We start from the raw sequence: 22,825 nt of genomic DNA, 5'->3' as shown, positions 1-22,825 counted from the left end.
CATGGAACAATTTTTTCGTACTTTACGGCTATTAATTCTCTTGCTGGTTATGCTCCCCAATAGCCATGCTTCTTCTGAAGAGAGTGAAGCGGATGACGATACCTGCCTGCCTATCAACAACATTATTCAATTCTATTCTATTAAATTTGCGGAAGAGTCGCTCTTTTTGGTCAATAGATACGATGTATCTGGCAGTACTTATGTACAGGAAAGTTTGCACGATCTGTGCTTCATCGAACTGTTAAAAGAGGGGTTGGATGCTTCTGTGTATTTGGTTCGATATCGTGCAGATGCTGACAATAAAACCTTTGTCGCCAGAGTATCCTTTCCAATCGAAATAGCCCAGTACAATAACGCTAAGTTCTATAACCGGCATAGCGGACATAAAAGTAGCACGACTATGTACAATTATTACTCTCTAATGGATATTAAAGGTAATGAACTTGTGTTTATGGATACTTATGAAAGAAACAAAGACACGCTTTTCAGCCGCATTGAAAGGCTGAAGCAGAAAGACAGGGAAAGGCGCTCAGAGAGTTATTACGATTACTTCATCCGATCATTAACACAATTACTAACACAAGAGGAAGAGGATGACTATATACCCACCGCTGAAGCAGCAAGATACATTCTGGAAATGATACAGGCCGTTCATTACTTGCATATCCAGTATATTGTGCATAACGACCTGCACCCGGGCAACATAATGTTTGATACAAACGACACGATAAAAATTATCGACTTTTTCGGAAGTGAGTTCCAAGGCGAATCGTTTAAGCAACGTGCCAAGGTCGCTTTTTGGGATTATAAACGTTTATATAATAACTCCATACTGCCGCTCATTAATGCGCTGAATGTCTCTAAGGAGGAAAAAAACGTCCTAAAGGAGCTGACCAAATGGCCCGAAAGTCTGGCGTCGAATACCGCAAGCTACGAAGATTACTCGAAGTACATAAAAGATACTGAAGAAAAGTTAAAAGCCTTTATTGCAAATGAAGGAGAGTGAAGTCAGGCACAGTGGGGAAGTTGATGCTCTTAGGGTAGACATTAAGCACAAGAAAACAGTATTCCCACCGGCAGAACTCACCTTGATCAGCCAAAATAAGTTTGAACCACAATATCAAGGCTAAACAAGATGAGTACTGCAAATAGTAGATTAGTTGAAAAAAACTGCTGACCTGTTTCGATCAGTCAGAATTCCTCAAGATGGCTGAACAACTGGGCTTTACTATACGACAGCGGAATGTGCACCCTCTGGACTTTATTCTGTCGCTTTGCCCGGTGTTGATTTTGCTGAGGTCTAACGGTTTGTAGATACGATATTCTTTCTGCGCCCCGGTGATACGATCCTGGCTGGGTTGAACCAGCTATGAGCCGCATTAAGCTGATCCCCAAGAATAAGATGCAACTTTGTGTATTTATTATTCATGGTGTTTTTTCTTTCGTTGTAACCGGCAACGTTGTGAGCAGTAACGAACATCATCCCAACACTTTGCCCACTTTTTACGCCAGGTGAAAGGCAAACCGCATACCTGACATATTTTCTCTCTGCGAGGTTTGCCTTTTTTCATTATATGCCTGAACAGCTGAACAACACCTTTTTACCCTGAGACCGTTACCATGGTAAATCTTTGCAAATTAAACTAATGTCATATTTAGTTTCGTTTTTTAACAACACGCTATACGTTGCCCCAAAGTCACAGCCTACACCTGTCGTAGTGACCATATAAGTAAAACCGAGAGGGTATGTTTTAGATGTAAATGGCAAATCATTAACGTCGACATAAGGTGGAGTGACGATATCATCATTTTTGGAATAAACTTTCCTTCCGTTAACAATGATCCTGAAAATCCGAGAAGTGCATGGTTCTTTGAGATCAGCCGATTGAATGGTCAGAAACCCATTGTGCACACAATATCTGTGTAGATAAAAATTGCCCCGGTTCATTGTTCCGGAAAGGGTAAGATCTTTTCCTGAGAGGATTTTGTATATTGTCAATGTAGGATCAGTCTGCCCTGATTTCACTTCAGCACTGGCTACATATGCAATTTCTTCGAGAGTATTCCTCGATGATTCTTCATCGCACAGCTGAGCGCTCTCTTGCACATCTGGGGTAGCGACTGATAACGTTTCTGCGGTGGATTTTTTACAAAATGAGACAATAAAAAAAATTGAAAGCAAATACTGAAAACGAAACATTTTCAGGTTCCTCATGCTGATTCATTTGCAGAGTGGACGGGTGCATAACGGAAAGCTTGGTTATGTCATTTTCGAATGAAATATCAGGCTTCTGGCAAGGCTTTGTTTGAAGGTAGTTGAACATTATTATTTTCTCCAGCCTGACTGACAGGTACTGGGCATCTGCCTTCCATATCAAATGATGCGTGAACCTGTGAGTACTGGCAAATTAACGCAGGCATTCCAATCTGGGGCTGTTGTCTGGATTGACAGAGCGATAGTAATTCTTCTGGTGGATATTGATGCTCATTGAAAAATCGTTTAACACCTTTGCCAGCCTGAAGAAAACGTGTCGCCAGCATGGTCTTTCATTTTGGGATTATCTGACAGACAGGTTAAACGGCACCGGTTCGTTTCCGAGACTGGCGGATGTTATTGAATACGCTTCTTGCTGGCTTCCATGTGGTCAATGTAGGGGTTATTGAGTAATTACGCCTTAGGGGCGCAGCATTCAATAACTTACCGGGCTGTTGGCTTTTGGCTATTAGCTGCTCTTACAGCCAACCGCCAACAGCCAACAGCCAACAGCGGTATATTATGTTCTGCTGCTTCCCTTAGGGTTGCTGATCGACTGGCTCGAAAGTCTGGAGACGAATGCAGCAAGCTACGAAGATTACTCGAAGTACATAAAAGATACTGAAGAAAAGTTAAAAGCCTTTATTGCAAATGAAGGAGAGTGAAGTCAGGCACAGTGGTGAAGATAATCTGGTATGACTTAGTGTTCACGCTACCCGTCCCCGTTATTGCATAAACGGGTACGGGTAAACGAGGCTTGCAAGCATTGCTAACAACGCAAGTTTGAATCCAGGGTAGAGGGGTTAAAGCTGATTCAACAGATACTGAGTCAGCATCGGTACAGGTCGGCCACTGGCACCTTTGTTCTTACCGGAAGACCAGGCGGTACCGGCAATATCCAGGTGCGCCCATGGGTAAGCTTCGGTAAAACGGGCCAGAAAGCAGGCCGCAGTAATCGTACCCGCAGGGCGGCCACCAATATTCGCCATATCGGCAAAGTTGCTGTCCAGCTGGGCGTCGTACTCTTCACCCATTGGCAGTTGCCAGGCTTTGTCGCAGGCGTCGTTGGAAGCGGTCAGCAGTTGCTCAGCCAGTTCGTCATTGTTACTGAGAACACCGGTAGTGTGATGTCCCAGGGCGATGACGCAGGCTCCTGTCAGAGTGGCAACATCAACAACCGCTTTGGGCTTGTAACGCTCGGCATAGGTGAGGGCATCGCACAGCACCAGGCGGCCTTCCGCATCAGTATTAAGAATTTCGATGGTTTTGCCGGACATGGACGTGACAATATCACCAGGACGAGTTGCGGTGCTGCTGGGCATATTTTCCGCAGCGGCAATCATGCCGACGATATTCAGGGGCAGCTCTAATTGCACAATAGTGTTCATTACACCCATGATGCTGGCCGCGCCACACATATCGAATTTCATTTCATCCATGGCAGCGCCCGGCTTCAGGGAGATGCCACCGGTGTCAAAGGTGATGCCTTTACCCAGCAATACAATAGGCTGGTCGCCTTTTTTACCACCTTTGTAATCCATCAGGATCAGTTTGGATTCCTGGGCTGAACCGTTACCGACCGATAGCAGGGAATTCATGCCCAGCTTTTTCATTTCGGTTTCACCCAGAACTTTGGTCGTCAGTTTGCTATTGCCTTTTGCCAGCTCTTTAGCCTGATCACCCAGATAGGTCGGGTGACAAACGTTGCCGGGCAGGTTGCCCAGGGTGCGGGCAATATTGCGACCGAAAGCGATGGCCTGACCCTGTTCAACCGCTTCTTTAGCAGGCTTGCTGCCTTTGCGGTCGGTGATGATGGTGACTTTATTCAGTGCCGCCGCAGGCGCTGGTTTACTCTTGAATTCATCGAAGCAGTAAAATCCGTATTCAATGGCTTCTACCAGCTGGCGGACTTTCCAGAAGTGATCCCGGTCAGCGACCTCTACATCGTCTATACAGACCATTGCCTCTTTAACGGTGCCGGATTTCAGCTGCGCAGCGATAGCCTTAGCCACTTTCAGAAAGTCTTTTTCTTTAAGGGCAGACTTGCCTTCGCCCGTGGCAACCAGTAGCAACTGTTCGCAGGCGGCCTCGGGAACAACGGGCAGGAGAACCATTTTACCGGCTTTATACGCCAGGTCGCCTCGCTTCAACACAGATGAGAGTAAACCGTTACTGACCTCGTCGATGTCTGAAGCAGAGGATGATAAACCAGACTGATCCGTCGTAATGACCAGCAACCCGGTTTTCTGCTTGGCCACTGCGCCGCTTTTTACAACAAATTCCATGAACGCTCCTGTTGGACGTAGATCCTGTAATGTTCGCTTCTGTTAACCTGCCGGTTAACACTTAGCCTGACGGATGATATCAGTATTTTATGCGGTCACATCTACACACTCAGGCTGTATTGATAGATAATGACCCGGTGGAGTATTTGACCAGAGCACAGTTCGGATGTGAAATATTTCAGTCATCTGCCTTGAATCCGGAAGATGCCTGCCCCCCGAACTGTTGACCCTAAGGGTTGACTCTGGGTTTTGAATAGGTGCTCCGAAATGTAGTTTAAATGGTTACTGTTGTTTTGACGAACGCTTGTTCGCAACAGTGACAGACCCTTATCAGCTATCGGAACTGTGAAAAACCGATCATGCCTTCGATTATATTTCGATATTTAGCCAAAGAGATGTTGCAGGTCATGCTGGCAGTCACTGGCATTGTTTTGCTCATTATCATGAGTGGGCGATTTGTAAATTATCTGGCGCAGGCCGCCAGTGGTTCACTGAACGCCGATTTCCTGTTTGCGATTATGGGCTACCGGTTGCCCGAGTTTCTGGTGATGATCATTCCCCTGGGTTTGTTTCTCGGAATTATTATGGCCTATGGTCGTTTATATGTAGAAAATGAAATGACTGTTTTCAGGGCTACAGGTATGAGCCAGGGACAGCTGCTTCGCATGACCATGATTCCTGCCCTGGGTGTGATGGTGGTGGTGGCTGTATTGAGCCTTTTTGTTGCCCCGAAAGGTATTCAGCAGGTTGAAATGCTGCTGACCAAACAGGATTCCCTGACTGAGTTTGATACCCTGGTGCCTGGTCGTTTTCAACCGCTGGAAGGTGGTAGCCGGGTGACGTATACCGAAGCCCTGAGTGACGACCGTCAGCTGATGCAGAAAGTATTTATTGCCAGCCGTACCAACGACAATAGCAGTGCTGCGATGTCGCTGGTTTTGGCAGAAAGAGGTCGTATATCAACAACAGAGGAGAAGGGGCAGCGTTACCTGATCCTAAATGACGGTTTTCGTTATGACATGACACCCGGTATGGGCAATGTGCGGGTTATTGAGTATGAAACCTACGGTGTACGTATGGAAGAGCGCACTATTAAAAATGAAATCAGTCGTGAGCAGGCACTGCCCACCGATGTGCTGATGAAGTCGGATGATACACGCCTGATAGCCGAGCTGCAGTGGCGGTTGTCCCTGCCCCTGCTCGTACCCATTATTGTTTTGCTGGCTGTGCCTTTGTCCCGGGTGAATCCTCGTCAGGGACGATTTGTGAAATTGCTTCCGGGAGTGTTGTTGTATCTGTTTTATCTGGCACTGCTGATGTTTGCCCGCAGTGCGGTGGACGATCAGCGTATACCGGCGACAATAGGCGTCTGGTGGGTGCATGCTATCTATCTGGCCATAGGCCTGTTTCTCGTGTCGCAGGAGACGCTGCAATTAAAGCTGGGTCGGAGTAAAGCCAATGCGTAAGCTGGACCGTTACATTGCATGGAATGTACTGGCGGCCATGCTGGTGGTGCTGATGGTGCTGGTCATGCTGGAATCACTGTTTTCATTTCTTGGGCAGTTGGACGATGTCCGGGCGAATTATGAGCCACTGGATGCCATGCTGTACACCATCATGCTACTTCCAAAGAAGGTTTACGAGTTTATACCCGTATCAGCCATGATCGGCTGTCTGGTCGGGCTGGGAAGTCTGGCATCCAACAGTGAACTGGTGGTCATGCGGGCAGCAGGCGTATCGCTCTGGCGCATGGTCTGGTCTGTTATGAAACCGGCTCTGTTAATGGTTGTGGTGGGGACGTTTATTGGAGAATATGTTTCTCCGGTCACTGAGCAGATTGCAGAAACCCAGCGTAGTATTCTCAGGTCTTCTCAGGGCACCTATTCCGGTGAGGGAATCTGGCACCGGGAAGGCAATGAGTATATGTATTTCAATGCTGTTGAGCCTAACGGTGTGTTGTACGGCGTTAGTCGTTACAAGTTTGATGAGAATATGCGGTTGCAGGAAAGCGCATTTGCCAAACGCGCTATCTATCAGAAAGATCACTGGTTGTTGGAAGATGCGGTGACCAGCCGCTTTGATGGTGAGAAGTTTGTCGAAGAAAAAGCGACGATTCAGCCCTGGGATACCAGCCTGACCACAACGCTGTTGAAAGTGGTGGTTGTTAATCCGAGTGCTCTCTCGATCTCGGGTCTGAGAACCTACACCAATTATCTGGACGAACAGGGGCTGGACTCTGGTGAGTATGACCTGGCGTTCTGGACAAAAGCACTGCAGCCGCTGTCCATCTTTTCCCTGGTACTGGTTGGCATATCGTTTGTCTTTGGTCCACTGCGGTCTGTGAGTATGGGGTTAAGAATTTTTTCCGGGGCGGTGACCGGGGTGATCTTTATGATTGTGCAAAATCTTCTGGGGCCTTCCAGTCTGGTATTTGGTTTTCCGCCCATCCTGGCGGTACTGTTTCCAATCAGTATCTGTATGTTGGTTGGTGCCGTTCTTTTGAGGAAAGCTGCTTGAGAAAAGCAGCTTGAGAAAAGCAATCTGACGGAATCTGTGTGCAGGCGGTATCTTCCGATACCGCTGCCAGTTTATGAAAGTCTATATAACGGTTGGTTATTCAGCTTTATTGTACTGCAAAGACAGACTGACCCTGCATTAGCTCAGTAACGATAATCCCTTTGCTGACGGTGTAGTTTGCCAGATGATTGCCTGTTTCGGACTTGTTCAACTGGAATGGGTACAGGTTGTAAAGCTTTCTGCATATCCTGTGAAGCGGGAAACAACATTGCTGCCAGAGTGTCTTTGATTGAGTATATGGCTTTTTGCAGCGAAGTGATCATGGCCTGTTCCTGAAAGTTGAGGCACTCACTGAATGCCGGGTCTTTGTTTCTGCGCTGAATGGTCATGCGCTTCGTTGATTGTAATCGATGTAAGTAAGAATACTAATATGTATTTCGGCTTTTATCTTATCATCTTGTAATGATTAGTAATAAATCGCTGGTTCGGTGCTTCGCTGGAGCGTTTTATCGGTTGTTATCTCTCTGAGCGGGGATGTGGTATGTACCTGACCGGGAAGCATAATCCTGCCAGCTTTTTTTATTCTTGTCCCAGAGCACCCAGATCACACCGATACACCCTGCCAGTACCGATGGAATGGCCACAAGAAAGCGCATGAGAGCCTGCTTTGCAGATATTCTGGTGCCGTTCTCATTAAGGACGTGCAAACGCCAGGCCTGCATTCCTAATGTCTGCCCCCTGCGAGTCCAGAAATAACCGAAAAAACTGAAAATGGTCAGATACAGGGCCACGTGTAAAGCCGGGCTGTCCAGAAACTGACCGTTGTCGGTCATCTGTTGAAGCTGATCTATGCCATAGATCAGCTTCAGGATGCCCAGGTTGAGAAAACCCACCAGTAAAATGAGTGATATAACTAGAAAGGTGTCGTATATCATCGCCGCCAGACGTCGCCAGAGTGGGGCAGGCTTCATGGTTGTCTGTTGTTTTTGCATGTGGACTCCTGTTCTCAGCACATACTCATTATTATCTGTCTGCATTGTGAATCAGGTTTATGGTTTTGAACAGGTCTGAATTCAGGGCATAAGTGCATAAATCTTGATAACTGGCGTCGATCAGGCTGTCTGGCTACCGGGGCCACTTCAATTATTGAGAGGTGATTTGGTATTTTTTTATCTCTGCTGGTGTCATCCAATGGATATCCTGGTTCGGGGCTGAGTTGAGCGTATACCAATAGAACTCACTATTGATACCCATTTCCTTATAGTATTGAAGGTACTTTTGATGTTCCGGGTCTGATTTTGGAAGCTTTGCCGCATCATCAACTCCAAAACCTCCCCATGAGTGCACACCGATTCTAGCCCCTTTCTCTATCGTTCTCTTTTTACCAGCGAGAAAAAAATCAGTTCCTCCGGATGTTACTAGTCCATTACCAGGAATATGTGTGTTCAGCCCTTTTTTTCTCACTAACCTTGCTGCCTCAAGGTTAGCTACATCATCAACGGAACCTTCGACATTTTGCATAACAATTGTTGTAACTTGGGGGTTCTCGTTGAGAATTCTTTGTAATTTTGACTTTATATGACTGTCAATAACTCCGTTCATCTCAATAGAGTCACCTGTAACGTTAAAAGTTACCGGCTCATAATCCAACACAGCAGAACATCCAAAAAGTATCAGAGCACAAAAAGCTACAATAATTTTTTTAATCATTAAATCGCCATTCGATGTATGGGACAAAAATTCAAAAGCCACAACTTGCAAGGACTGGAGAGTATGAGCTGAGCTCCATGGGGAATAACTTATATGGCCTCTAACCCCCATGCAGTTTGCCGTTGTCGTGCATGGAAGAAGTCAGCTCGTTGACTGCAAAGCTTAAAGTCCATTTGCCTTTATATCAAGCCGTATCAATTTCATTTCTCAGTTTGTCTTGTCGGTGCTGCGCGCCGCTCAACCTACCTTTAACGAATCACCGGGTCATTTGCAGAAACGGTGCCAGGTCTTGCAATTTGCATAGCTACACAATGAGAGACGAAAGACCTGACCTCAATTTTTCCCTGGATCAATCTAAGATCAATCTCTTGACTTTATTTGATATCGGAATAAGATTAAGATCAATCATTTGATCTTAGTGTGTTATCTATGTTGACTATATCTGGAAATGAAATAATAAAGCGCCTCTATTTTGATAACCCCTGGTGGGAAACATCCAGTGTTGAATCCAGGTACCAAAACTACCCCAGAAGGTTTTACTTTACTCCTTTCTTTGAGTTGGTGAGAGAGTCATCCATAAACAGGGCTGCTGTTTTAATGGGGCCTAGACGAGTTGGCAAAACGGTTATGGTTTACCATACCATTGAAAAGCTGCTTGAAGAAGGTGTTAGTCCGAACAGGATTCTTTATGTTTCTCTGGAAACACCGATATACACAGGCCTTTCCCTTGAACAAATATTGAATTTTTTTACTGAAGAGTTTGAACATAAAAGAGATAGTAAACTGTATATCATTTTTGATGAGATACAATATCTTGCAAACTGGGAAGTACATTTAAAATCCCTTGTTGATTCGTATCCATGCCACAAGTACATTGCCACAGGTTCAGCCGCTGCTGCTCTTAAACTGAAGAGTCGGGAGTCTGGTGCCGGACGGTTTACAGAATTCCTCCTCCCTCCTTTAACATTCGCTGAGTACATTTCGTTTATTAAAAAATCAGATGAGCTCATGAGCTGTGACGATGGCTCCTGGAACACTTTAGATATAGAAGAGTTAAATAAGGAGTTCGTAAACTATTTAAACTATGGTGGTTATCCTGAAGCCGTATTTTCAACATTGATACAAGAAGACAGTTCCAGGTATGTAAAAAGTGACATAATTGATAAGGTGCTATTGCGGGATTTGCCAAGCCTTTATGGAATAAATGATGTTCAAGAGCTGAATAAGCTGTTTAATGCCATAGCGTACAACACAGGTAATGAAATAACTTTAGAAGCACTGTCAAAATCGTCAGGAGTTTCAAAAAATACCATAAAAAAATATATTGAATATTTAGAAGCTGCTTTCCTGATAAAGATAATTCATCGTGTAGATATCACTGCGAAAAAATTCAAAAGGGCAACAACCTTTAAGGTATACCTTACAAACCCTTCAATGAGGGCAGCTCTTTTTGGCCCTGTTGAAGGAAACCATGATGCAATGGATGCCTTGACAGAAACAGCCATTTTCAGTCAGTGGGTACATAATGCTGATATTGAAAATTTGCACTATGCACGTTGGAAAGCAGGTGAGGTTGATATCGTCTGGTTAAATCTTGCAACTCAAAAACCTTACTGGTGTGTTGAAGTCAAGTGGTCTGATTTACCATGCTCTGATTACAAAGTCTTAAAAGGTATTATCGCATTTATTAAACAGCATGATTTAGGTAATGGCTTAGTCACTACGAGAACAATAACGCAGAAGCAAATTGTTGATGGTGTTGAATTACGGTACAAGCCCAGTGCTGCATATGCCTATACGTTGGGTGCAAGCATACTTGAAGGGCTGACAAAAAAATTCAGGTGACCGGAATATGGCTACTGCACACTTAGATTTGAGGCTTGATTTGGTGAGAATAACTGCATCAAAGAAATAAGCGGGGAACTTTTATTGTATTTCAAACTCTAAACACCACGCTTTCTATGGAATGTTGTGAAATATTATGGATATTGGCAAAACAACTTCTCCCTCTCCATTGTTTAGTCTCACCCCTGAACAATCATTTTCTGATGCAGCGGCCTGCGAATCATCTACCATTACTGCTCAAGATCAAGCATCCCATGAAATGCCAGAGCATCAGAGAATTGAGGAACGAAGAGCTGTAACCGCGAGACCTGAAACTGTCCATCTCAGACATTATTCTTTTGCTAAAGGGCTAACGCAGACGGATCCCTCATATAGTGGAACAGGTATTACAGGAGAAGAGAGATTCAGGCGCAGTCGCTATAAAGAAATATGGCTGGATCGAACATATTTTGGAACCGAAAAATATAAAAAAGAGCCCTTACTACCTGGCAATGAATACTATGCGGAAGTAGAACTAAGTAAGCTCTATAATATGGATGAAGATTCGGATGGCATTGTCGCTCAAACAGAAAGAGATGTTCGTGAGGGTAAAACTGAATACAGCCGTGTTGATCAAAAAGCAAAAGTAACCTTGATTGAAAAGCGGGTCAAAGATGCTGGCTATCAAGGCTGCCTCGTGCCTTCCAATAACGCTGCTTTTATGTTTTATAAGGTTGATGTTACGCCGGTTAACGAAAAGCGAATCCATCCTTTCCACTAATAAAAGCTCAGCCGATAATGCAGAGGTGTCAGGTTTTGCAATTTGCATAACTGCACAATGAAAGATATGACCACAATTTTTTGCCAATTTTTGGTATCCGAATCATGAGAAGCACGGAACTTTAACGACCCGAAAAGGTCTATCTGGACAGGCAAATGGATAGAAAAGCGGGTCTAGGAGCCTGCTAATAATGAATTCTTCTTAAAATAACATTGGATGTTTAAAATGAATGTAGGACCAAACCGTCAGTCAGCTAATCAATCATTACCTAACCGTTTGCCTGTAATACCGGAAAATGAGGTCATTGTTAGTAAATCAGGGGAACGATCCGTACGCAAGACGGAGGTTGATTTTACGTACATTCCCAAGAACGTATTCGAATACACAAACTCCCAGGCCGCTATTGTGAATTTTCTGGATCGTGATTTTAATAGCATTGACACCAATATGGGAGAGCATTTGAAGAAAATACCCGTCTGGATAAATGAGCACAAAGAGACAGAATCGACACAAAAAAGTGCCAAGGAAAAGTATATGAATGTCATAAAGGCAGGATTTTCGTTTAATACTCCAAAGCATGGGATGCCTTACGTTGGAATTATTCATTTCTGCGCCCATTCAGACGGGAAATGTTTAAAAATAGAAGACTCAATCAAGTCAGCTGTAGAAATAATGCAGCAGAAGAATGCCAGAACATTGGTGATTCCACTGTCTAAAGAGCTATTACAGGAAAAATACCGGGATACACTGATAGCTGTCGAGAATGCCGTCTCTCAGCTGGAATACAAGCCTGAAGAAATTATTTTCATCAATGAAGTTGAAGGTTTTTGTGAAAGTTTTGATTTGTGGGGAATGGAAGAAAACGTAGACATCAGTGACTCTGTAAAAAAGCCTGAGACTGAGACTGTTACTGCTGATAGCCTCAAGTCAGAAAATAGTGTTGCGTTAGATGTAGCTGCACAAAATCCAATGACAGATTCAAATCAAATACCTCTGGAGTCTGGTGAAGCTGTTGCGGAAAAAACTAAAAATGAAGAGTTGCCAGTAAAAAAAGAGCAGTTACCGTTAGATGAAAGCATCAAGCTGGAGGGAGTTGCACTGAAAGAGAGTGAGGTACAGACAGAAGAAGCTCTAAAACCTACTCTTAAAGAAACTGAGCCAGTTAATCCAAGCAGTAAGAAAGTAAAAAAGAAAAATAAAAAGAAGAATAAAAAGAAGAAACGTAATACTGAGGAAGATGGAGTGAAAGGCCTACCTTCCGGGGAAGCGAAAGCTGAATCGAGCAGATCGAGCTCCAGAGAAATTCTTCAGGCACAGTTTCAGATATTGTCGGAGGATATTAAAAATGGTGATATTGAAAAAATGGATAGTTCATTTTCAGCCATTATTTATTTTTTGGAAAAAAATGATCTGGAAGTGTCATCAAAAGACCTTAACTGTCTGGTTGATAGCTATCAACAATTAAAAAGTAGTAATAAAAAAACAGAGGGAAGAGATGAGCTTGAAATTAACAGTTGTAGTTTTTTGGACTTGGCAAAAAGCATTTTAATGAAAAAATTCGAGCATTGCCTTGATCATATTTCTGGAAGTAATTCAATGGATGTTATTGACGCTTTTGTCAAAATGACCGCAGATGCTGATAAGTGTTTTGATTTTACTAAATGCAATTTGGGTCAACTGACTCCCTTTATGCTGCAACACTCCTCTTTGTATTCAGGGCGATGGATTGAAAATATTACCAGGCATGACAAGATTTCTATTAAGGCTAAGTATGAACTGATGAAAAGCCTTTATGAAAATTTAAAAAAGGACTTCGACAGTGGTGAGTGTTTTAAAAACTCAAAGGAGAAGATGGAGAAAGAGTTTGAGTTATTCTTTAAAGGGTTTAACTACCAGAATGTTAGAATTGAAGTTAAATTATCTTCTTTGAAGAAGGCAATTGATATTGACGTTAAGATCCTGAAAGAACAGAAGGCAATACCAATAGGTGGACAAAAGCAGCCTTTACCAGAATCGTCGATTAAAAATATAGAAAGAAGGTTAGTGTGTTCCAGGTCGGATTATCAATTATTTTCAAGTTACAATGAGTCCAATTCAACCATGTTACGGGATGCTTTCAGGAAGAAAAAGGAAGTTATCAATAAATACGATGAAAAACTGAATGAGTGGATTGAGAAAAAAACCTTAAGCCTGAACGCAAAAGAGGAGCCTTCAGCTACTGAAAGAAAAGAGGAGAGTATCCCACGGCTGGAAAGTATTATTGAGAAGGTAAACAAACAGGCTGTACTGAAGGAACCCCGCCAATCTGAGGAAAAATCCCCTGAGGCTATGTATTATGAGGCATTCAAATTGTTCTCTGAATGCCATTATAAACAGTCTCAGGAAATCTATAAAAAGATCTGCGAACAACACCGTGACTCGACTTTTTATATTCACTCAAAGCTGGGTTTGATGGAATCGCATACAAGAACGGCAGAGTTCAGAGCAAATGAGAAACAAATTGAAGACGTATACACCAAGGCAAAAAACGCCAGCTTAGATTATCACAGTGCCCTTACACAGGGTAAAACGATATACACTTCGGCATCCGATGTACAAGCGTTGTACAATACCGTGACCGAGTATAGCGATAAGCTGCTGTCTGAGTACACGGATATAATGCAGGAGCAATTAAATACCGTTGATGAGCTAATCGTCATGCAGTTGGGCTCAAGTTCTGAGAGTCGTCCGAGCCAGCTTTCCGATGAGGTGCTTCAGTTTACTATTGATACAACGCTCAGTGAGCATGAAAAAATATCCAAACTTACCGAGAAGTCTCAGTTAGCCCTTATTTTCGTGCGGCAGGCTTTAGAATACAGAAAGGATTGGTTGAAAAACCTTCGGTCTGAATCAGCTTCCGTAACAACCGGTAAAAAAACTGGAAAACATACTATGTCAAAGTCACCTGATGAGCTGATGACTGACCTTGATGACCGTATAAAAAAGCTGGATCTGCTTAAAGCCAAACAGTATTCAACTAACCAGGCTATCAGCGCATTAAAGGAATCAACCATTCAATCGCATTGATTGTAAAATGGGGTAATAAAACGTAAAACGGTATCAGGTCTTGCAATTTGTATAGCTGCACAATGAGAGACCTGACACTAACTCTTGGCTAATTCTTGCAATTTTTGCATTTACCGCCGCCGACCACAACCTGGCTATCTGCACTTTGTCCTATCCTGATTATGCGATCCTGTTCAGATCTCATCCCATATATAAAATATGCCAAAAATCATTCCTGCCAGCCCCCCATAAAAAGAACCTACAGCAAAAGCATTTACTCCTGAATAAATAGCTCCTAAGCCGATAACCAATACCACTATAGATTCTAATGAAGTAACAATGTTATCTTTAAATTCATTACTTATATTTCCTTGACTTGCTTGATTGGCTAGAAAACCGATGGTTTGAAGATAGAGCGAATATTGATTTATGTTCATCATTGGGTTGTTCGATGCGGAGCTGAATAATTTACATAAACCGCCAGTGATTGCTCCATAAGCAGTAAAGATAACGATTCGATCCAGCTTGCTAATGCTGCATTCTGATTTTATCAGCTTTTTAATTTCATTAAGGTCATGTTCAGAAAGATTTAATTCAGTAAGTTTGAAGTTTTCTTCTGGTTTTAGTTTGATATCAGCCTCAACAAAGAGAGAAAGAGAAAAAAATAGTGTAAAAAACAGAGTGAACAAAAACTTGTTCATCATTTATTTTCCAATCTCTGAATGGCTAGCTCCCAGTATAGGCTTGATATCCCCTCCCTATCTAATTTTGGTGGGTAATTCCTGTTATTCATACAGCTAAAATGCAGTCATTATGTCATACGACGACCGTTACTTATAATTGTCAGAGATCAATACGCCATAATGAATGTTAGCGAGGCTGTGTTATGCCATTTGATTGTATTGAGTTTGCTGAGAACACCAGGTTTTATCACATTCCATCAGGTAATTTTTTTATTTTGAAAAGGGAGCTTGACAGGGATTACCTGACATTGACTCTTCATAAGGAAATAATTGGTAACTACAAGCCAGAAGCTGGCAGTGTTAAGTTAACTTGCAATATCACGTCTCTCTTAAATATAAAACCGGCAGACTCAGAACGTTATAAATATTATGCAATAAAAAATATACTGGTTTTGTCATCATATAGGAATATTTCACTGGGCGTATTGTTGATGTACCTCGCAACCCGTGAAGTCAGGTTAAATGGCGGAATGCACCTGTATTTAATGTTTCCGGTATTCAGGTCTTTAGGATTCTATATTCAGTTTGGTTTTCACCCGGCACCGGAAGAAGTGGCGGAGAGGCAATTTCTATACGCTGATAAAGATCGGAATTCGAAGGTGTTGTTCGAGAAAGAAATCAAAGAAGCCCGAAATTATTTATTTTGGAGAGGGCCTGTAGATATTGCGTCAGACCTTCTTATGAGAAAACTAAAACGTACGTTTATTTTTAAGAATATGATTTAAAAATAAGCCTCGTCAGTATAATCTGTTGGTGGTTTTTGCTTGCACAACCCTGTATTCAACACACTTATTATTATGCGCTTGCATTGTTAATCAGGTTCATGATTTTGAACCGATATTTCGATCAGTTATTGGTTTAAATACAGGTATTGCTGCTTATAACCATAAGTGTGTCGCCACGTCGTTATGTAAAATTCCACACTTGCAGCAATTTCTTATATCCCTAAAGTACGGTTTTCGAACTGATTACATTGTCATTAAATCGTCAAACCTGACCTTTGCAATGTGAAAGTACCCTCAGGGCCAACTCAGGTCGATCCTGACGGGAGACGTTAACGTGAGAAATCCGGGATTTCTATGCAAGCAACGACTGCTTATGTCGAGAACAAAGCTGTAACGACTTCTTTCCTGCCCTGGGTGGCGGTACTGCTGCTGGTATACACCCTGCTGGTGGCCGTGGGTCTGATTGGCGATGGCTTCAAGTGGGCTGCCGGTGGCGCAGACGGTGCGGCTGCACTGTTTGAATTTGCAACCAACCCGTTTATGGGACTGATTGTGGGCACCATGGCAACCGCGATGGTGCAGTCTTCCAGCACCGTGACCTCTATTACCGTGGGGTTGGTGGCTGCCGGCCTGCCGGTCAGCACCGCTATACCGATGATTATGGGTATCAATATTGGCACCACCATGACCTCGACTCTGGTGAGTCTGGGCAGTATGGGCAAGCGGAATGTGTTTCGTCGCTCCTTCTCGGCGGCCACGGCGCACGGTTTCTTTAACCTGTTTGCCGTTTTTATCTTCCTGCCCCTGGAACTGGCTACCGGTTTTCTGCAGAAATCTTCAGCCTGGCTGGCGAGCATGTTCTACGGTGGTACCGGCACGAACCTGGGTGGCTTCGACTTTATCAAGCCATTGATTAAACCGGTAACCAAATCTATTGCCTGTGTTACTGAGAGTGTGCTGCCGGGCATGACCGGCGGCGTGGTACTGGCCCTGATTGGTCTGGCGCTGACGTTTATGTCCATTAGCCTGCTGGGTAAAATTCTCAAGCAGCAGATGGTGGGTCGTGCCAAAGACCTGATGCACAAAGCCATTGGTAGTGGCTCTGCTGGTAGTATTGCTTCTGGCGGCCTGATTACTTTCCTGGTTCAGTCTTCTTCAACCACCACCAGTCTGGTGATTCCTCTGGTGGGGAGTGGTGTGTTCCGGTTGAAGGATATCTATCCATTCACCCTGGGCGCAAATATTGGAACCTGTATTACTGCCCTGCTGGCTGCGTTTTCCCTGAGTGGTTCTATGGCGGCTGCGGGTCTGCAAATTGCGCTGGTTCATCTGTTGTTTAATGTTGCCGGTGTATTGCTGATTTATGGTGTGCCAACGCTCCGTGGTATCCCTTATCATGCTGCCCGTCGCTTTGCACAAATCGCCAGCCGTCGTAAATCCGTGGTCTTTGGTTATGTGTTTGGTGTTTTCTTTATCGTTCCGGGCTTGTTGATTCTGCTGACCAGCTGATTGACGACTGTCCTCCTTATCAGGCAGGCAGGGTTTCCTGCCTGCGTTGTCAAAAACGTCATAAGACGTTGGGAATACCCCATGAGTGATTTGAAACAGTACAAAAAGCAGAGAAAAAAGCTGAAGCAGGAAATCAAGGCGACTGAAGCGCATCTGGCACGTCTGAAGAAAGAGTTGCGAACTCTGCGAGAAGGTCAGCAGCATCAGGTGATTGAAGAAGAGTTGGATCAGTTGATGGAGAAGCCATCACTGTTTAAAAATCTGATGAAGCTCTTTGGCAAACAGCCCTGAGCGGAAACAGCCCTGAGCATACAAATAGTCGTTATTAAGAGGCAGCGGAGAGCTGCCTTTTTTGTACCCTGATATTTTCTTTGTCTATCCTTTGCAGAGCGGATTCACAGGGTGTCATGGCATGTTCAACACAAACGTTTTTGCAGAAGCTTATGCTCAGGATAAAGACCATCACCCGTTTCGGACGGATATGGAGCGTTACTCGATAGTAAGCTGGCTGGAACCGATTGAAGATAAGCGGGTTCTGGATCTTGCCTGTGGAGCAGGGAATTACAGCCGGATGTTCTGTCGACTTGGCGCAAGGAAAGTGACAGGTGTCGACTCCTCCCAGGCAATGATAGCTTCCGCTATCAGCCACACACCAGAAATAATGCCGGTGACTTATCACACCCTGGCAGCCGAAGACTACGGCAGTGCCATTCCTTATGATCTTGTGTTTCACGCCTATTTGTTTAACTGCGCCTCTTCACCCCAAAAACTGAATGACTTTTGTCGTGTAATATTCCAACATCTTGCAGTGGGAGGTCAGATGTTGGGTATCATGGGAATGCTTGGCCATTACCCTTCAGGAAGAAGAAACCCCAGTGGTTGTTATGCGGCTTATCAGGGAGAACTGTCTGAGGGCGACGCTTATACGATATTTTTTCCCGGACAGCAGGAGGCAGTTAACCATTACTGGACTCGCAGCACATGCCATTCAGCCCTGTTAGAAGCGGGTTTTTCAGGTGTTCGCTGGTATTTCCCCGTAGATAATCGCAGTCATCAGATGCCTGTTGATGACTGGATTGAGCTTGAGGAAAACCCTGTTTTTATCGGTATCAGCGCAACCAGAACTTAAACTTAGAACGTATCGCTGTCCGCTGTCCGAACAGCCAAAAGCCAAAAGCCAAAAACCGTCGTTTACGAAAGAGCTATCCTGACGATCTGTAAAGGCGATTGCTATATAGAAAGGCGACTTTGTGAAAAAATGCTTACCCTATTGTTCGAGTGTTGTTAGCGTTGTTGATCGTTTCTGCCATATTTTTTAAAGGAATTACCCCATGACTGATTGCTGTTCAACCCCTGGACTGATGCCTCTGGAGCAGGGACTGGAAAAACTCCGGCAGGAAATAACCCCGGTAACCGAGGTTGAACAGGTTGCTCTGAACGATGCTCTGGACCGGGTGCTGGCTGAAAACGTTATTTCCCCCGTCAATGTGCCTTCCCACAATAACTCAGCCATGGACGGTTATGCCCTGCGGCTGAAAGACCTGGAGCGTACCGATACGCTGCCACTGGCCGGGCAGTCACTGGCAGGCCACCCTTTTGCTGGTGAGCTGCCTGCCGGACAGTGTATCCGCATTATGACCGGTGCCAGCGTACCGGATAGCGCAGACACTGTGATTATGCAGGAACAGGTAAATGTAACAGATGACGGTGTTCAGTTTCTGAACAAGCCCGAAGCGATTGGTCGTCATGTCCGCCTGGCAGGTGAAGATATTCCAGAAGGTTGTGAGGTGTTTACAGCGGGCCATAAAGTCAGGGCGCAGGACCTGGGATTGCTGGCTTCGCTGGGTATTCCTAAGGTAAGCGTCTTTCGTCGTATTAAAGTTGCGTTGTTTTCCACGGGTGATGAACTGAAATTGCCGGGGCAATCACTGGGGGCCGGTGATATTTACGACAGCAATCGTTTTGCATTAACAGCCATGCTAAAGCGCTTGGGTGCAGAGGTTATTGATCTTGGGCTGATTGCTGATGACCCGGAAGCGCTGCGTCAAGCTTTTGCTGATGCAGATCAGCAGGCGGATGTCGTCATGACTTCGGGGGGTGTTTCTGTGGGTGATGCGGATTTCGTTAAGGATATTCTGCAGGAAATGGGCACAATGTCGTTTTGGAAACTGGCCATCAAGCCCGGCAAGCCTTTTGCCTTTGGACGGCTGCTTGATAGCTGGTTTATTGGTTTGCCCGGCAATCCGGTTTCCGCCACGATGACGTTTCAACTGTTAGCAATGCCCGCTCTTCTGCACTTGATGGGTGCCCGGCCTGTGGCGTTGCAAACCATTCAGGCTGTGTGTAAAACCCCGTTGAAGAAAAGGCCAGGGCGCAGAGAGTTTCAGCGCGGTATTCTGTCAACCAGCGCGGCAGGGCAGATGGAAGTGGTGACGACAGGCAGTCAGGGTTCCGGAGTGATGCGTTCCATGAGTCTGGCGAACTGTTATATCGTTCTGCCTGAACAGCGGGGCGATGTGGCTGAGGGTGAGCAGGTAACGGTTCAGTTGTTTAATCATTTTCTGATGAATTAATACACTCAGCGCAGTCTCCCCTGCAGAGGTGGCGGCAGCTGCACGGTTATTGAATACGCTTCTAGTGCGGATGACATCGGTATCAGGTCGATGGGATGACTGTTGGTGTTCTGCCAGACATTACGAATAGTCGGCTTAATAAATTTATGTGTGCAGATAGTGAATGACGACTATAAATGAACTGGCTGAATATTAATAAACAGAATCATCAAAGTGATCTATGAATTATGCAAATAAAATATCTGACGCTGGTTCTGGTACTAATGTTTTCGCTGGCTAGAACAAATGGAGCGAGCCTGCCTCTGCCTGCCGGGACAGCAAGCAACAATACGTTGGCGGTTAACTCTTTAACCCGGGACAGTCTTGTTATCCTGCTGACCGGTACAGCCACTTCAAAAGTGATGGAAATTATTTGCAACCTTGTCAGTGAGTACCCATCGGATTCAAAGGCTGTTATTTGCCAGCAGCTGGCACTGGGATCAGTCCCTTTCCTGATTACCGTGGCGGCTCCCTGGGCTGGGCATTATTCAGACTCCCGGGAACCTCACTTACCCCGGGATTATGTAAATACACTTTCGGCAGCATTGGTATCAATGGGTTCAAGCACTATCAAACCTATGGAGGTGCCAGGTAGCAGCACAATAACAATGATTGCTTATCCGGTGGTAAAGGAACTATTAAACGATATTACTCGTTTCTCAGAACCGCCTGTTTCAAAGTCCGGAGGAAAATTAGCCGAAATAAAGGGCAAATTCATTAAAATGTATATGGTGTTTACCGGAATATTGACGGGCTGTGGTCCTGTGAACGTTCTTTTATGGTATCAGCCCGACCCGAAAATACCGAATAGGATGCAGGAAGGCCCTGTAGCGTTTATCTTAATTTCCTTAACAATAATAGATTTTGAGATTACGAAAGGAAAAAAAGAAACCGGTAGCTCATTCTATGTTTTTACCAGAATCATAGCTAATGCTGCATTCATTATTGTTGCAGATATAGCATTTTTATTACGATTTTCCACGAATGTATACCAGCCTGCTTATGATAAGTACGAAGCTGATAAGTACGCAGCTCTTGCTCTCGTGGCACCTCTGCATATGATAACAAGTGCTGCTTTTACCAGTCTCAACGCCGCTTTGTTAGGCGAAGAAACTGGCCTCCTGGGTGATAGTTGGGCAAAAAGTGCAAACATCTTCGGGGTAGGAACTGTTATTGGAGCCATCCTGGGCGCTTTTGTGGGAAAAGAAGTAGCCCATACACAATCAGGAATTGGCACCGGAGCCATTCTCGGCACTGCAATTGGTACCCTGTTATTTGCCAGATTTGCAGGTGCCGGAGATACTGAATCAGACCGGGTCTTATCCACTGCCACTGCTACAGCTTCAGCGGAAACCGCTGCCCTGATAATCGCCGCACTCGCAGGGTCAGGGATTGCCAAACGATTACCCTATCCTCACCCTGATTCTGGATATCTGATAAAACTGGCTTATACAGGCGGGTATTTATTGATCATTCCGTGGACTGCTTCACTAGCCAAGTTTGTAACTGACAATATACCAGTGCATGAAACTATGCATAGTTTTGTCTTTCTCTTTGAAGAAATGAGGAAGTTTTTATTCAGTGACCGGGCGTATTCCGAAGAGTAATACTTTACTCCGGAGTTCTGCGTGATCTCATTGGGTATTTATTTTTTTATAACCTCTGGGCTGGTGGGGGGAATCACTTTTCGCGGTGGGTTCCCGTCTTCACGGGAACGACTATGTTAGTTTCAGGTCTCAGGTCTCAGGTCAATGGGCCGACCGTTTGTGTTCTGCCAGAAATTGCGGAATGCGCTGCTCCAGCCAGTAGTTCAGATGGTTTGGACGTCCGCCTATAAAACCTACGTGGCCGCCTCGATGAGTGAGTTCTAACTGCGTGCTGTCGGTCAGTTCCTCCGGCTGCGGCACACAGTCGGGTGTCATAAAGGGGTCGTCACTGGAATGGATAATCAGGGTCGGGCTGGCAATGCCTTCCAGATAGAAGCGACTGCTGGCTTTGCGATAGTAGTCGTTACCACTGCGAAAACCATGCAGGGCGGCGGTAACGTAATGGTCGAAGGCTTCAAAGGTTTTCAGGTAACCATAAGAGGTGAGCTGTTGCAGCTCTCTGGCCCGGTCGCTCCAGCCCTGCTGTTGGAAAAACAGCAGTTTGTCCTGCATCTGCTGGTGCATATGGCTGAGAAAACGATTACGGTACATGCGGCTGGCTCCCTGATTCATTTGCCGGGCGCAATGATCCAGACGAAAAGGCACCGATACGGCGACTGCGGCAGTCAGTAAACTGTTGCTTCCCTCTTCTCCCTGGTATTTCAGCAGAACATTGCCGCCCAGAGAATAGCCGACAGCCATCAGCTGTTTGTTCGGGTACTCTTGTTGAAGACGTCCCAGAACCCCTCTCAGCTCCTGGCTGTCGCCCGAATGATAACCCCGGGGCAGTGAGTTAGGCTCACCACTGCACCCCCTGAAATTGATACAGACCGATTGCACGCCCTGTTGGTCAAGACTGGCTTGCAGCCCTGTGATGTATTTCGATTCGGAACTGCCGGTCAAGCCGTGTAGTAATACCACCAAGTTGTCAGACTGTTCCGGGCCGTACCAGTCGAGATGAATAAAGTCATTGTCGTCTGTCGTGAAACGCTCCCGCTGTCGTTTAAGTAACCGGGCTTTGCGGAACAGAGGCGACCATATCGTTTGCAGGTGTGGACCTGTCAGGCCGGGGCAGGGGGTGAACGATAGCATAGTAGCCACTCCATTAGTGATTTTCCGGCGGTTAAAACATTCAGCATTTTCGCTTTAAGACCTCTGGCTTTTAAGGAACTTT

21 protein-coding genes are annotated in these 22,825 nt (G+C 44.9%); 12 read left to right on the top strand and 9 right to left on the bottom strand.

Annotated elements, in window-relative coordinates:
* The first annotated feature begins 1 nt into the window (after nt 1).
* A complete protein-coding gene (locus tag NX720_RS01360) occupies nt 2-1,006 on the top strand; it encodes a protein kinase domain-containing protein (protein WP_262598903.1) in 1,005 nt (334 codons plus the stop codon).
* Between the two features lie 415 nt (nt 1,007-1,421).
* Here NX720_RS01360 and NX720_RS01355 read toward each other — a convergent pair whose 3' ends face one another.
* The 4 genes from NX720_RS01355 to NX720_RS01340 all read right to left on the bottom strand — a co-directional run bounded on the left by NX720_RS01355 (nt 1,422) and on the right by NX720_RS01340 (nt 4,539).
* On the bottom strand, nt 1,422-1,571 hold the full coding sequence (locus NX720_RS01355) for a DUF2256 domain-containing protein (protein WP_262598902.1): 150 nt from the start codon (nt 1,569-1,571) through the stop codon (nt 1,422-1,424).
* A 44-nt stretch (nt 1,572-1,615) separates the two neighbouring features.
* The gene (locus tag NX720_RS01350) at nt 1,616-2,200 is read right to left on the bottom strand and encodes a hypothetical protein (RefSeq protein WP_262598901.1); all 585 of its coding nucleotides are present in this window, start codon (nt 2,198-2,200) and stop codon (nt 1,616-1,618) included.
* A gap of 83 nt (nt 2,201-2,283) precedes the next feature.
* Nucleotides 2,284-2,541 (bottom strand): hypothetical protein, encoded by a 258-nt coding sequence (locus tag NX720_RS01345; RefSeq protein WP_262598900.1) that lies wholly within the window; start codon nt 2,539-2,541, stop codon nt 2,284-2,286.
* A gap of 516 nt (nt 2,542-3,057) precedes the next feature.
* Nucleotides 3,058-4,539, bottom strand: coding sequence for a leucyl aminopeptidase (locus tag NX720_RS01340; RefSeq protein WP_262598899.1), 1,482 nt, complete (start codon nt 4,537-4,539; stop codon nt 3,058-3,060).
* Between the two features lie 359 nt (nt 4,540-4,898).
* Between NX720_RS01340 and lptF the strand changes: the two genes are divergently transcribed.
* Together lptF and lptG are read left to right on the top strand one after the other, a co-directional pair.
* Nucleotides 4,899-6,005 carry an LPS export ABC transporter permease LptF gene (gene lptF / locus NX720_RS01335; RefSeq protein ID WP_262598898.1) on the top strand — a complete coding sequence of 369 codons (1,107 nt, stop codon included), beginning with the start codon at nt 4,899-4,901 and terminating at the stop codon, nt 6,003-6,005.
* Nucleotides 5,998-7,056: an LPS export ABC transporter permease LptG gene (lptG, locus tag NX720_RS01330; RefSeq protein ID WP_262598897.1), complete on the top strand. Its 1,059-nt coding sequence runs from the start codon at nt 5,998-6,000 to the stop codon at nt 7,054-7,056. The genes lptF and lptG overlap by 8 nt, the downstream gene beginning before the upstream one ends.
* A 143-nt stretch (nt 7,057-7,199) precedes the next feature.
* Here the strand turns inward: lptG and NX720_RS01325 are convergent, their stop codons facing one another.
* From NX720_RS01325 to NX720_RS01315, 3 genes are all read right to left on the bottom strand, one after another.
* Nucleotides 7,200-7,445 carry a hypothetical protein gene (locus NX720_RS01325; protein ID WP_262598896.1) on the bottom strand — a complete coding sequence of 82 codons (246 nt, stop codon included), beginning with the start codon at nt 7,443-7,445 and terminating at the stop codon, nt 7,200-7,202.
* A 117-nt stretch (nt 7,446-7,562) separates the two neighbouring features.
* Entirely contained in the window at nt 7,563-8,048 is a 486-nt protein-coding gene (locus NX720_RS01320) for an RDD family protein (protein ID WP_262598895.1), read from the bottom strand.
* Between the two features lie 151 nt (nt 8,049-8,199).
* Entirely contained in the window at nt 8,200-8,766 is a 567-nt protein-coding gene (locus NX720_RS01315; protein WP_262598894.1) for a COG3904 family protein, read from the bottom strand.
* A 429-nt stretch (nt 8,767-9,195) separates the two neighbouring features.
* On the opposite strand from NX720_RS01315, the gene NX720_RS01310 reads away from it, so the two are divergent.
* The 3 genes from NX720_RS01310 to NX720_RS01300 all read left to right on the top strand — a co-directional run bounded on the left by NX720_RS01310 (nt 9,196) and on the right by NX720_RS01300 (nt 14,437).
* Nucleotides 9,196-10,611 (top strand): ATP-binding protein, encoded by a 1,416-nt coding sequence (locus NX720_RS01310; RefSeq protein ID WP_262598893.1) that lies wholly within the window; start codon nt 9,196-9,198, stop codon nt 10,609-10,611.
* Between the two features lie 136 nt (nt 10,612-10,747).
* Entirely contained in the window at nt 10,748-11,371 is a 624-nt protein-coding gene (locus NX720_RS01305) for a hypothetical protein (protein ID WP_262598891.1), read from the top strand.
* A gap of 216 nt (nt 11,372-11,587) precedes the next feature.
* On the top strand, nt 11,588-14,437 hold the full coding sequence (locus NX720_RS01300) for a hypothetical protein (RefSeq protein ID WP_262598890.1): 2,850 nt from the start codon (nt 11,588-11,590) through the stop codon (nt 14,435-14,437).
* Nucleotides 14,438-14,610: 173 nt separating this feature from the next.
* On the opposite strand, the gene NX720_RS01295 is transcribed toward NX720_RS01300, so the two are convergent.
* Nucleotides 14,611-15,120, bottom strand: a complete 510-nt coding sequence (locus NX720_RS01295) for a hypothetical protein (RefSeq protein WP_262598889.1) — start codon at nt 15,118-15,120, stop codon at nt 14,611-14,613.
* Nucleotides 15,121-15,302: 182 nt separating this feature from the next.
* Between NX720_RS01295 and NX720_RS01290 the strand changes: the two genes are divergently transcribed.
* The 6 genes from NX720_RS01290 to NX720_RS01265 all read left to right on the top strand — a co-directional run bounded on the left by NX720_RS01290 (nt 15,303) and on the right by NX720_RS01265 (nt 21,612).
* Nucleotides 15,303-15,884, top strand: a complete 582-nt coding sequence (locus tag NX720_RS01290; protein ID WP_262598887.1) for a GNAT family N-acetyltransferase — start codon at nt 15,303-15,305, stop codon at nt 15,882-15,884.
* Between the two features lie 354 nt (nt 15,885-16,238).
* On the top strand, nt 16,239-17,393 hold the full coding sequence (locus tag NX720_RS01285) for a Na/Pi symporter (RefSeq protein WP_262598885.1): 1,155 nt from the start codon (nt 16,239-16,241) through the stop codon (nt 17,391-17,393).
* An 81-nt stretch (nt 17,394-17,474) separates the two neighbouring features.
* The gene (locus NX720_RS01280; RefSeq protein WP_262598884.1) at nt 17,475-17,684 is read left to right on the top strand and encodes a hypothetical protein; all 210 of its coding nucleotides are present in this window, start codon (nt 17,475-17,477) and stop codon (nt 17,682-17,684) included.
* A 121-nt stretch (nt 17,685-17,805) separates the two neighbouring features.
* On the top strand, nt 17,806-18,522 hold the full coding sequence (locus tag NX720_RS01275; RefSeq protein WP_262598883.1) for a class I SAM-dependent methyltransferase: 717 nt from the start codon (nt 17,806-17,808) through the stop codon (nt 18,520-18,522).
* 202 nt (nt 18,523-18,724) lie between these two features.
* Nucleotides 18,725-19,966 (top strand): molybdopterin molybdotransferase MoeA, encoded by a 1,242-nt coding sequence (gene moeA / locus NX720_RS01270; RefSeq protein ID WP_262598882.1) that lies wholly within the window; start codon nt 18,725-18,727, stop codon nt 19,964-19,966.
* Between the two features lie 227 nt (nt 19,967-20,193).
* Nucleotides 20,194-21,612, top strand: coding sequence for a hypothetical protein (locus NX720_RS01265; RefSeq protein ID WP_262598881.1), 1,419 nt, complete (start codon nt 20,194-20,196; stop codon nt 21,610-21,612).
* 141 nt (nt 21,613-21,753) lie between these two features.
* Here NX720_RS01265 and NX720_RS01260 read toward each other — a convergent pair whose 3' ends face one another.
* Entirely contained in the window at nt 21,754-22,743 is a 990-nt protein-coding gene (locus NX720_RS01260; RefSeq protein WP_262598880.1) for a hydrolase, read from the bottom strand.
* Nucleotides 22,744-22,825 lie beyond the last annotated feature (82 nt).

It is taken from the genome of Endozoicomonas euniceicola, from assembly GCF_025562755.1.
GTDB classification, from domain to species: Bacteria; Pseudomonadota; Gammaproteobacteria; order Pseudomonadales; family Endozoicomonadaceae; genus Endozoicomonas_A; species Endozoicomonas_A euniceicola.
Note: the sequence above shows the minus strand (reverse complement) of the source record. Positions and strands in the feature narration are given on the sequence as shown.

Bases quoted from the DNA above. Each gene is read 5' to 3' on its own strand.
- NX720_RS01360 (WP_262598903.1), top strand. From the start codon at position 2: ATGGAACAATTTTTTCGTACTTTACGGCTATTAATTCTCTTGCTGGTT.
- NX720_RS01355 (WP_262598902.1), bottom strand. From the start codon at position 1,571: ATGAAAAAAGGCAAACCTCGCAGAGAGAAAATATGTCAGGTATGCGGT.
- NX720_RS01350 (WP_262598901.1), bottom strand. From the start codon at position 2,200: ATGTTTCGTTTTCAGTATTTGCTTTCAATTTTTTTTATTGTCTCATTT.
- NX720_RS01345 (WP_262598900.1), bottom strand. From the start codon at position 2,541: ATGCTGGCGACACGTTTTCTTCAGGCTGGCAAAGGTGTTAAACGATTT.
- NX720_RS01340 (WP_262598899.1), bottom strand. From the start codon at position 4,539: ATGGAATTTGTTGTAAAAAGCGGCGCAGTGGCCAAGCAGAAAACCGGG.
- lptF (WP_262598898.1), top strand. From the start codon at position 4,899: ATGCCTTCGATTATATTTCGATATTTAGCCAAAGAGATGTTGCAGGTC.
- lptG (WP_262598897.1), top strand. From the start codon at position 5,998: ATGCGTAAGCTGGACCGTTACATTGCATGGAATGTACTGGCGGCCATG.
- NX720_RS01325 (WP_262598896.1), bottom strand. From the start codon at position 7,445: ATGACCATTCAGCGCAGAAACAAAGACCCGGCATTCAGTGAGTGCCTC.
- NX720_RS01320 (WP_262598895.1), bottom strand. From the start codon at position 8,048: ATGCAAAAACAACAGACAACCATGAAGCCTGCCCCACTCTGGCGACGT.
- NX720_RS01315 (WP_262598894.1), bottom strand. From the start codon at position 8,766: ATGATTAAAAAAATTATTGTAGCTTTTTGTGCTCTGATACTTTTTGGA.
- NX720_RS01310 (WP_262598893.1), top strand. From the start codon at position 9,196: ATGTTGACTATATCTGGAAATGAAATAATAAAGCGCCTCTATTTTGAT.
- NX720_RS01305 (WP_262598891.1), top strand. From the start codon at position 10,748: ATGGATATTGGCAAAACAACTTCTCCCTCTCCATTGTTTAGTCTCACC.
- NX720_RS01300 (WP_262598890.1), top strand. From the start codon at position 11,588: ATGTTTAAAATGAATGTAGGACCAAACCGTCAGTCAGCTAATCAATCA.
- NX720_RS01295 (WP_262598889.1), bottom strand. From the start codon at position 15,120: ATGATGAACAAGTTTTTGTTCACTCTGTTTTTTACACTATTTTTTTCT.
- NX720_RS01290 (WP_262598887.1), top strand. From the start codon at position 15,303: ATGCCATTTGATTGTATTGAGTTTGCTGAGAACACCAGGTTTTATCAC.
- NX720_RS01285 (WP_262598885.1), top strand. From the start codon at position 16,239: ATGCAAGCAACGACTGCTTATGTCGAGAACAAAGCTGTAACGACTTCT.
- NX720_RS01280 (WP_262598884.1), top strand. From the start codon at position 17,475: ATGAGTGATTTGAAACAGTACAAAAAGCAGAGAAAAAAGCTGAAGCAG.
- NX720_RS01275 (WP_262598883.1), top strand. From the start codon at position 17,806: ATGTTCAACACAAACGTTTTTGCAGAAGCTTATGCTCAGGATAAAGAC.
- moeA (WP_262598882.1), top strand. From the start codon at position 18,725: ATGACTGATTGCTGTTCAACCCCTGGACTGATGCCTCTGGAGCAGGGA.
- NX720_RS01265 (WP_262598881.1), top strand. From the start codon at position 20,194: ATGCAAATAAAATATCTGACGCTGGTTCTGGTACTAATGTTTTCGCTG.
- NX720_RS01260 (WP_262598880.1), bottom strand. From the start codon at position 22,743: ATGCTATCGTTCACCCCCTGCCCCGGCCTGACAGGTCCACACCTGCAA.